We start from the raw sequence: 4,822 nt of genomic DNA, 5'->3' as shown, positions 1-4,822 counted from the left end.
CGGAGGCGATGGCCGGGCTCGACGCCCTCCTGTGCCCTACCCAGGCGGTCGAGATGCTCGACGCGGACGGCGACTACCTCGACGGGATCGAGATCGACGGGGTGCGGCTCGGCCACTACTGGGAGGCGCACCTCACGAGCCCCTTTAACGTCGCAAATCGATGCCCGGTCCTCTCGGTGCCGAGCGGGCTCTCCGACCTCGGCGTGCCAACGGGGGTGCAGGTCGTGGGGCAGCCCTTCGATGAGGCCACCGTGTTCCGCGTGGGGGCGGCGATCGAGTCCCTCACGGAGATGCCCGCGTTCCCGGCGTTCCCCGCGACCCCGGCGGCCTAGCCGGGCTCTGTGGGGCCCGTGTTTCGGGGGCTGCGCCGGGAACTCCACACGGAAGAACGCGGCACGCGGTTCCTCCCTCAGTGACGAGGGCACTCAGTTGGGGGTGCCCTCGCGGGGGGTCAGCTCGAAGCGAACCATGGGCGCCCCCAGCCTCGTGGTCAGGGTGAGCAGCAAGCGGTGCTCCGCTGAGCGGAGTGTGCGAACATCCGTCTGCCCCAGCTCAGTCCGGCTCGTCTCGACGAAGCCCGCTTCGCGGAGCCGAGCCAGGGCTGCTTCCTGTGCGTGCCGAGAATCCAGCAACACCGAAAAGGACCATCCCCCGTCAGCCCCGGAGGTCACCACGTCGACGAGCTCTCCCTCCGGCACCGGGACCAGCTCGGGGAACCCGGTCGGCAGACGCGTCTCCTCTTCGGGGACCCCCGCCCCGCATCCGGCCAGCAACGCAGCCAGCATCACGGTGACGATCACGAGCACTGCGGCGAGCGCGGGTGACCGCCCGGTTGGGCGGCTGAGGGGCCCGGTTGGAGTAGCGGAGCGCAGAACCTGTGTCATGTTCTCTCGACGATAACCCGTTCGTTCTGTTCCCCATAACCGGACGGGATGGGCAACCTCAGCCTTTGACCTCTACTCGCTCGTCGCGACCCCTGCCAGGCTGGCAGCAGATCGGGAATCCTCCCTCGCTGAGGCCCCACGACACGGGAAGACACAAGGAGCCGCCATGACCGCCACCCAGTTCGATGTGAACGGCAGAAGCTACGAGACCGGGGAGACCCCCGTCGTCGTGATCTGCATCGACGGCAGTGAGCCTGCCTACCACGAGGAGGCGATCCAGGCCGGGCGGATGCCGTGGCTGAAACGGCTCCTCGCCGGTGACGGCGTCTCCTGGGACGCCCACTGCGCCGTGCCCACGCTGACGAACCCGAACAACATGTCCATCGCGACCGGGCAGCCCCCCGCGGTGCACGGCATTTGCGGCAACTACATCCTCGACCCGGCGACGGGCGAGGAGGTCCTGATGAACGATCCGAAGTTCCTGCGCGCCCCCACGATTTTTGCGGCGGCCGGCGCGGCCGGGCTCGACGTGGCCATTGTCACGGCCAAGGACAAGCTGTCTCGGCTGCTGGCGACCGGGGTCACGCAGCCCGGGTTGGACCCCGCCGGGTCGGGCGAGTACGTCACCCCGCAGCGCCGTGGCATCTGCTTCTCCGCGGAGAAGGCGGACCAGACCACGATGGCTGAGCACGGCATCGAGGGCGCGCTGGAGTACGTCGGACGGGAACTGGCCGGGGTCTACTCGGCCGAGCTGAGCGAGTTCGTGCTCGCCGCGGGCGTGAAGCTGCTCGAGGACCGTCGCCCCGACGTGATGTACCTGACGCTGACGGACTACATCCAGCACAAGAACGCCCCGGGCACCCCGGTGGCCAACGACTTCTACGCCATGATCGACCACTACGCGAGCGAGCTGGACCGGCTCGGCGCGGTCGTCGTGATCACCGCTGACCACGGCATGAGCCCGAAGCACCACGAGTCCGACGGGACGCCGCGCGTGGTGTACCTCGAGGAAGAGGTCAACGCGGTGCTCGGCCTCGACGCCGAGGCTGGCGACCAGGGCTCCCGCGTGATCCTCCCGATCACGGACCCGTATACCGTGCACCACGGCGCGCTGGGTTCGTTCGCGAACGTGTACCTGCCCGTGGGTTCCGACCGGGACAGCGTCATCGCGACGCTTGCCGCCCGTGAGGGCATCAGCCAGGTCATGCCCTCCGAGGAGGCCGCGGAGCGCTTCCAGATGCCCCTCGACCGGATGGGCGACATCACGGTGCTCTCCGCGAAGAACACGGCCCTCGGGCGCTTCACGGCCTGGCACGACCTCACCAACCTCGAGGTGCCGCTGCGCTCTCACGGCGGCCTCGGCGAGCTGAACATCCCCTTCTTCGTGAACCGTCAGTTGCCCGCCCCGGCGAGCCTGGCGACCACGGACATCGACGGCGGAGACGCGCTCTGCCACAACTATGACGCGTTCTGGGTCGCCACCACCCTGGCTTCGCAGTCCGCGTCCGTTCCCGCGTAACCGCGGGAAGCCGGTCCGTCACCCCAGCCGGGGCGACGGACCGGCCCTTGGCGTACCCGCGCCTCGGAGCACGTCCACACCACCGCACCGAAGGGCCCAGCATGTCTGAACAACGTCGTTCCGCTTCATCCGGCCAGCAGCACCCACCCACTGACACCCCGGGGGCCGTCGCGGCCCCGGAGGGACCGGCCGATCCGTCGAGCCAGGCCCCCACCCCGCAGGGCACCGCCGCCCCGATCCCTTTTGAGACCGTCCCCATCACGACCGGTCCGCTGCAGCGCACCATGCGCCAGGAGCTGCGCAGCTGGCAGATCCGTATTTTCGCGCTGTCCTGGCTCGCCTACGTCGCCTTCTATTTCCCTCGGTCCGCGTTCTCCGCGGCCAAGGTCGGCGTCCTCGACGAGGGCTTCATGAGCCGGGAAACCCTCGGGTTGCTCGATGCCCTCTACCTGGCCGCCTACGCCGTCGGCCAGTTCGTCTGGGGGGCCACCGCCGAACGCTTCGGCACCAAGGTCGTTGTCGCTGGTGGCATGATCATGGCCTGCGTCGCGGCGATCCTGATGGGTCTGTCCCCCGCCGTCTGGATGTTCATTCCGCTGATGCTCGTGCAGGGCCTCGCCCAGTCGACGGGCTGGTCCGGGTTGAGCAAGAACATCGCGATGTTCTTCTCGGTCACCGTCCGCGGCCGCGCCATGGGCTTCTTCTCGACCAGTTACGCCTTCGGCGGGCTCGTCGGCGCCCCGTTCTGCGCCTGGTTTGCGTACCAACTGTTCGATTCCTGGCGGTGGGCATTCATCGCCGGCGCCGGGGCGATGCTGATCGCGATCGTGATCTTCTTCATCTTCCAGCGCAACTCCCCGGAAGACGTGGGCCTGCCCTCGATCGACTCCAACAAGGAGCTCCTGAACGGCCCCTACCTCGGCAAGATCCCGGTGCAGGCGGTCTCGCCCGTGACGCACTCCGGCAAGCCGGCCCGGCGGCCGATGAAGCTGAGCGACCTGTTGGCCGCGGTCCGGCACGACCCGATGGTGCTCCGCCTCGGCCTGGTCTACTTCCTGATCAAACCCGCCCGCTACGCGATCCTGCTCTGGGGTCCCGTGCTCGTGCTGGAGGCCGCGCCCCAGCTGTCCATGATGAACGCGGTGCTCGTCCCCGTCGCCTTTGGCGTCGCCGGAGTGTTCGCCCCGATCGCCGCCGGCTGGCTCTCCGACACCGTGTTCGGGGCCCGCCGCGTCCCGCCGAGCGTGCTCTGCCTGGTGCTGCTCGTGGTGTCCCTGGCGCTCTGGCAGCCGATTGCGGCCACGGGCTCCATCACCGGGATCACCGTCCTGCTCGCCGCCGTTGGGCTCACCGCCTACGGCGCGGACTCGATGATCTCCGGCGTCGCCGCCGTGGACTTCGGCACCTCGAAGTACGCCGCCGGCGCCACGGGCTTCATCAACGGCTGCGGTTCCATCGGCGCGATCCTCGGCGGCCTGCTGCCCGGGTTCCTCACCGGTTCGACCATCTTCACCCTCTTCGCGGGCGCCGCCCTCGTCGGGGCGCTCATCATGCTCCCCAGCTGGAACAAGCGCCCCGCGGCCGCGTAGGCCGCAGCCTCCCCCACTCCGTTTCCGACCCACCGAAGGATTCTCATGACCATCGACACGCACCTCCAGCACAACCTGATCAACGGGGACTGGCTCCCCAGCGAGACGGGCCGGACCTTCGACAACGTCAACCCGGCGAACACCGCCGATGTGATCGGGGCCTTCGCGGACTCCTCCGCGGAGGACGCTCGCGCCGCCGTCAGCGCGGCCGAGGCTGCCGGGCCCGCCTGGGACGCGCTCGGGTCCATCACGCGGGGCGAGATCCTGTTCCGGGCCGCCGAGCTGATGGCGGATCGGAAAGCGGAGCTGGGGGAGGCCGTTTCCCGCGAGCAGGGCAAACTGCTGGCGGAGGGGCTCGGGGAGGCCCAGCGGGCGATCGATATCGTCCGGCACATTGCCGGGGCGGGTCGCCGCATCAGCGGCTCCACCCTCCCCGCCGATGAGGACCAGACCATCGCGCTCACCTGGCGGGTCCCCATCGGGGTGGTCTCGCTGATCACCCCCTGGAACTTCCCGCTCGCGATCCCGGCGTGGAAGGTCGCCCCGGCCCTGCTTGCCGGGTGCACCGCGATCCTGAAGCCCTCGCCCCTCGCGCCGCTATCCTCGGCGATCCTGGTCGATATCTTCCAGGCCGCCGGGGTCCCCGCCGGGGTGCTCAACCTCGTTCAGGGCGACCGGGACCCGGGCGAGGTGCTCAGCGGGGACGAGCGGGTCCGCGGGATCTCGTTCACCGGGTCCCTCCCCGTCGGGCTCGCGATTCAGCAGGCGGCCGTGCCGCGACTGGCCCGCACCCAGCTGGAGCTCGGCGGCAAGAACGCGCTCATCGTGCT

5 protein-coding genes are annotated in these 4,822 nt (G+C 69.5%); 4 read left to right on the top strand and 1 reads right to left on the bottom strand.

All coding sequences use genetic code 11. From position 1 onward, the window contains the following. The coding region (locus OOT08_RS11925; protein ID WP_325092870.1) for an amidase family protein at nt 1–332 on the top strand (332 nt) is incomplete at its 5' end. 93 nt (nt 333–425) lie between these two features. Here OOT08_RS11925 and OOT08_RS11920 read toward each other — a convergent pair. Then, nucleotides 426–884, bottom strand: coding sequence for a hypothetical protein (locus OOT08_RS11920; protein WP_325092869.1), 459 nt, complete (start codon nt 882–884; stop codon nt 426–428). 166 nt (nt 885–1,050) lie between these two features. On the opposite strand from OOT08_RS11920, the gene phnA reads away from it, so the two are divergent. The 3 genes from phnA to OOT08_RS11905 all read left to right on the top strand — a co-directional run. Then, nucleotides 1,051–2,403, top strand: coding sequence for a phosphonoacetate hydrolase (phnA, locus tag OOT08_RS11915; protein ID WP_325092866.1), 1,353 nt, complete (start codon nt 1,051–1,053; stop codon nt 2,401–2,403). 101 nt (nt 2,404–2,504) lie between these two features. Beyond that, complete coding sequence (locus OOT08_RS11910; protein ID WP_325092864.1) at nt 2,505–3,992, top strand: MFS transporter; 1,488 nt, start codon at nt 2,505–2,507, stop codon at nt 3,990–3,992. 45 nt (nt 3,993–4,037) lie between these two features. Continuing rightward, a partial coding sequence (locus OOT08_RS11905; RefSeq protein ID WP_325092863.1) for an aldehyde dehydrogenase family protein occupies nt 4,038–4,822 on the top strand: 785 nt, incomplete at its 3' end.

It is taken from the genome of Leucobacter sp. M11, from assembly GCF_035726885.1.
Taxonomy (GTDB): Bacteria; Actinomycetota; Actinomycetes; order Actinomycetales; family Microbacteriaceae; genus JAPFRB01.
This window is presented reverse-complemented; position numbering and strand designations above follow the sequence as displayed.

What these genes read in the sequence shown, in the direction of transcription:
- OOT08_RS11910 (WP_325092864.1), top strand. Translation starts at nt 2,505, where the DNA reads ATGTCTGAACAACGTCGTTCCGCTTCATCCGGCCAGCAGCACCCACCC.
- OOT08_RS11920 (WP_325092869.1), bottom strand. Translation starts at nt 884, where the DNA reads ATGACACAGGTTCTGCGCTCCGCTACTCCAACCGGGCCCCTCAGCCGC.
- phnA (WP_325092866.1), top strand. Translation starts at nt 1,051, where the DNA reads ATGACCGCCACCCAGTTCGATGTGAACGGCAGAAGCTACGAGACCGGG.